This is a genomic window from Mycobacterium sp., from assembly GCF_049802695.1.
In the GTDB taxonomy this organism is placed as follows: Bacteria; Actinomycetota; Actinomycetes; order Mycobacteriales; family Mycobacteriaceae; genus Mycobacterium.
The window spans coordinates 1-3,989 of sequence record NZ_JBARMY010000562.1; the positions used below are offsets into that span (position 1 = coordinate 1).

A 3,989-nucleotide genomic window follows, 5' to 3' on the forward strand; every position below is an offset into this window, starting at 1 on the left:
GCCTCGCGCAGCGGGTCGCGTTGCGCGCGCGGCACTCCGGTGGCAGCCCGCTCGAACAGCTGGGCGCCGACCAGCAGGTCGTTGTTCAGCTCGGCCTCGCCTTGGCCGGCGTTGAGCTTGGCCACGACGGCGTGTCGCCAGCTGTGGATCGGGTCGCCCCAGCCGTCCACCCGGAACGTCCACAACCCGATCTTGTCCGGGATGAACTGACCGTGGAAGACATACGGTTCCTCGCCCGTCGTCATCGAGACCAGCAGCGGTTTGACCCGCTGGGGCGCGGCGGCGTCCAGGGTGTCCACAGCCTGGACGGCCTTGAGCCGGCGAACTTCGCCGACCTGTGGGTAACGCGGTCCCAAATAGCGCACAACCAAGGTGGCGGCTACCTCGTCGTGGCCTTCCCGCCACACGGCGGCACTGACCGGGACGACTTCACCGACCACCGCTTTGGCGGGGTACGCGCCGCAGGAAACGACTGGCTGGACGTTATCGATCTCGACACGACCAGGCACCAGCACTCCGTTCTGTAACCGTTGTCTCTCATCGTGCGTGCTCGGCGCGGCCACACTGCGGCGCCATCTCTCGAGCTTCGTTCGCCCAATACCCACCGTAGTGTCCGGTCACACTTGGCCGCGAAATCAATGCCCGCAGCGACACGGAACTGCCAGGGGCGGACGGGCAACCTCAGTAAGGTAACGACATGTGAAAGCCCTCCGCCGGTTCACCGTCCGCGCGCATCTCCCGGAGCGTCTGGCCGCCCTGCAACAACTGTCGACGAATCTGCGGTGGTCGTGGGAGAAGCCGACACAGGACCTGTTCGAAGCCATCGACCCTGAGCTGTGGTCGCGCTGCCGACACGATCCGGTGGCGCTGCTGGGTTCGGTCAAGCCGGGCCGGCTCGACGAGTTGGCGGTTGACGAATGGTTCGTCGGAAAGCTCGACGAGCTCGCGGCTGACTTGGACGACTATCTGAGCCGTCCGCTGTGGTATCAGCAGCAAGAAAGCGACGGCAAGGCGGTGCCGACGGGCATCGCCTACTTCTCGATGGAGTTCGGGGTCGCCGAAGTGTTGCCCAACTACTCCGGCGGCCTCGGGATACTTGCCGGCGATCATCTGAAATCTGCCTCCGACCTCGGCTTGCCGCTGATCGCGGTGGGGTTGTATTACCGGTCCGGGTATTTCCGGCAGTCTCTGACCGCCGACGGCTGGCAGCAGGAGACCTATCCGTCGCTGGACCCGCAGGGCCTGCCGTTGCGGTTGCTCACCGACGCCGGCGGCGACCCGGTGCTCGTCGAGTTGGCGCTGCCCGACTCCGCCCAACTGCATGCGAGGGTCTGGATCGCGCAAGTGGGTCGCGTCCCGCTGCTCCTGCTGGACTCCGACGTTCCGGAAAACGAGCATGAGCTGCGCAGGGTGACCGACCGGCTATACGGCGGCGGTCAGGAGCACCGCATCAAGCAAGAGATTCTGGCCGGAATCGGCGGGGTGCGAGCGATTCGAGCATTCACCGCGATCGAAGGGTTGGCTGAGCCCGAGGTGTTTCACATGAACGAGGGCCACGCCGGTTTTCTCGGCGTGGAACGGGTTCGCGAGCTGATCACCGACTCAGGTCTGGACTTCGACGCCGCGCTGACGGTGGTGCGGTCCAGCACGGTCTTCACCACCCACACCCCGGTGCCCGCCGGTATCGACCGGTTCCCGGTCGACATGGTGCGCCGCTATTTCGGTGAGGGCGGCGGACCGGCCCTTTTGCCCGGGGTCGCCACCGACCGGATCGTCACGCTGGGCGCCGAGGACGACCCGGCCACTTTCAACATGGCCCACATGGGGCTGCGGCTGGCGCAGCGGGCCAACGGTGTGTCGCTGTTGCACGGCCGGGTGAGTCGCACCATGTTCAATGAGCTGTGGCCGGGATTCGATCCGGACGAGGTACCCATCGGGTCGATCACCAACGGGGTTCACGCCCGAACCTGGGCCGCGCCGCAATGGTTGCAGCTGGGCCGCGAGCTGGTCGGCTCGGACTCGTTCAGCGAGCCGGCGGTGTGGCTGCGGTTGCAGCACGTCGACTCCGAGCAGCTCTGGTCGATCCGTTTTCAACTGCGGACACTGCTCGTTGAGGATGTCCGGGCGCGCCTGCGTCGGTCCTGTCTGGAACGCGGCGCGTCAGCCGCCCAGCTCGGCTGGACGTCGACGGCCTTCGACCCCGGGGTGCTCACCATCGGCTTCGCTCGCCGGGTCCCCACCTACAAGCGGCTCACCTTGATGCTGCGCGACCCGGAACGGCTGGAACGGCTACTGCTCGACGAGGAACGGCCGATCCAGTTGATCGTGGCGGGCAAGTCCCACCCGGCCGACGACGGTGGCAAGGCGCTGATTCAGCAGGTGGTGCGGTTCGCCGACCGTCCTGAAGTGCGCCACCGCATCGCCTTTCTGCCCGACTACGACATGTCGATGGCGCGGCGGTTGTACTGGGGCTGTGATGTCTGGCTGAACAACCCGTTGCGTCCGTACGAGGCATGCGGCACGTCCGGCATGAAAAGCGCGTTGAACGGCGGATTGAACCTGTCGATCCGCGACGGCTGGTGGGACGAGTGGTACGACGGCGAAAACGGCTGGGACATCCCGTCGTCCGACGGCGTCGCCGACGCGAGCCGCCGCGACGACCTGGAGGCCGGTGCGCTGTACGACTTGCTGGAGCAGTCGGTCGCGCCCAAGTTCTACGACCGCGACGAGCGCGGCGTGCCGCCGCGCTGGATCGAAATGGTGCGCCACACCTTGCAGACGCTGGGTCCGAAAGTGTTGGCGTCGCGCATGGTGCGCGACTACACCGAGCGTTACTACACACCGGCGGCGGAGTCGCTGCGCCGAACGGTCGGCGTCGACCGTGAGGATGGTCATCCCACCTACCGCCCGGGCCGTGAGCTCGCCGCATACCGGCGCCGTGCGGTGCAGGCGTGGCCGAAGATCCGCATCACCGACGTCGACAGCAGCGGACTGCCGGACACACCGGTGCTCGGATCGAAGCTGACGCTGACCGCGACCGTCCAGCTCGCGGGCCTGCGCCCCGACGAGGTGACCGTGCAAGCCGTGCTGGGCAGGGTCGACGCCGGCGACGCGCTGCGAGATCCGATCACCGTTGAGATGTTGCACACCGACACCGTCGGCGGCGGGGAGGTCTTCTCGATGACGACGCCGCTGCCGGTGGCCGGCGCAGCCGGCTACACGGTGCGGGTGCTGCCGAACCATGCGCTGCTGGCGGCCGCCAATGAGCTGGGCTTGGTCACGCTGGCCTAGTCATGGTGGGTAGCCCGGCGATCAGGTTGGGCCCGTTCCTTGGGCGCCGCACAGCCGGGTCAGCGCCTGGCGGACCACTGTCCCGTCGGTGGTCGGCCAGAACGGCGGCAGCGACGCGCGCAGGTAACCGCCGTAACGAGCGGTGACCATCCGCGAATCGAGCACCGCGACGACGCCGCGGTCGTCGGTGCGGCGCAACAAACGCCCTGCGCCCTGGGCCAGCAGCAGGGCGGCGTGGCTGGCCGCGACCGCCATGAATCCGTTGCCGCCGTGCGCGGCAACGGCGCGCTGTCGTGCACTCAACAGTGGATCGTCGGGCCGCGGGAAGGGGATTCGGTCAATGATCACCAACGACAGCGATGGACCGGGCACGTCGACGCCCTGCCACAGCGACAGCGTGCCGAATAACGACGTCGCAGCATCCGCGGCGAACTGCTCGACCAGCGCTCCGGTGCTGTCGTCGCCCTGACACAACACCGGGGTGGGCAGACGTTCCCGGAGGGCCTCCGCGGCCGCCCGCGCCGCCCGCATCGACGAGAACAGGCCCAGGGTGCGTCCTCCGGCGGCGCCGATCAGTTCGGCGATCTCGGTCAGTTGTTCGGCGGAGCCGGTCTGATCACGGCCCGGCGGCGGCAGATGCGCGGCGACGTAGAGGATCCCGGCCTTGCCGTGCTGGAACGGCGATCCGACATCCAGGC

General features: G+C 67.8%; 3 protein-coding genes. 1 reads left to right on the plus strand and 2 read right to left on the minus strand.

The genetic code is table 11. From position 1 onward, the window contains the following. Window positions 1-515, minus strand: a 515-nt coding sequence (locus WA317_RS22035) for a maltotransferase domain-containing protein (protein ID WP_425175053.1), incomplete at its 3' end; no start/stop codon positions are given. A gap of 184 nt (window positions 516-699) precedes the next feature. On the opposite strand from WA317_RS22035, the gene glgP reads away from it, so the two are divergent. Next, window positions 700-3,291 (plus strand): alpha-glucan family phosphorylase, encoded by a 2,592-nt coding sequence (gene glgP / locus WA317_RS22040; protein ID WP_425175054.1) that lies wholly within the window; start codon window positions 700-702, stop codon window positions 3,289-3,291. A gap of 21 nt (window positions 3,292-3,312) precedes the next feature. Here the strand turns inward: glgP and WA317_RS22045 are convergent. Continuing rightward, window positions 3,313-3,989: ATP-dependent DNA helicase (locus WA317_RS22045; RefSeq protein ID WP_425175055.1), on the minus strand; the 677-nt coding region annotated here is incomplete at its 5' end.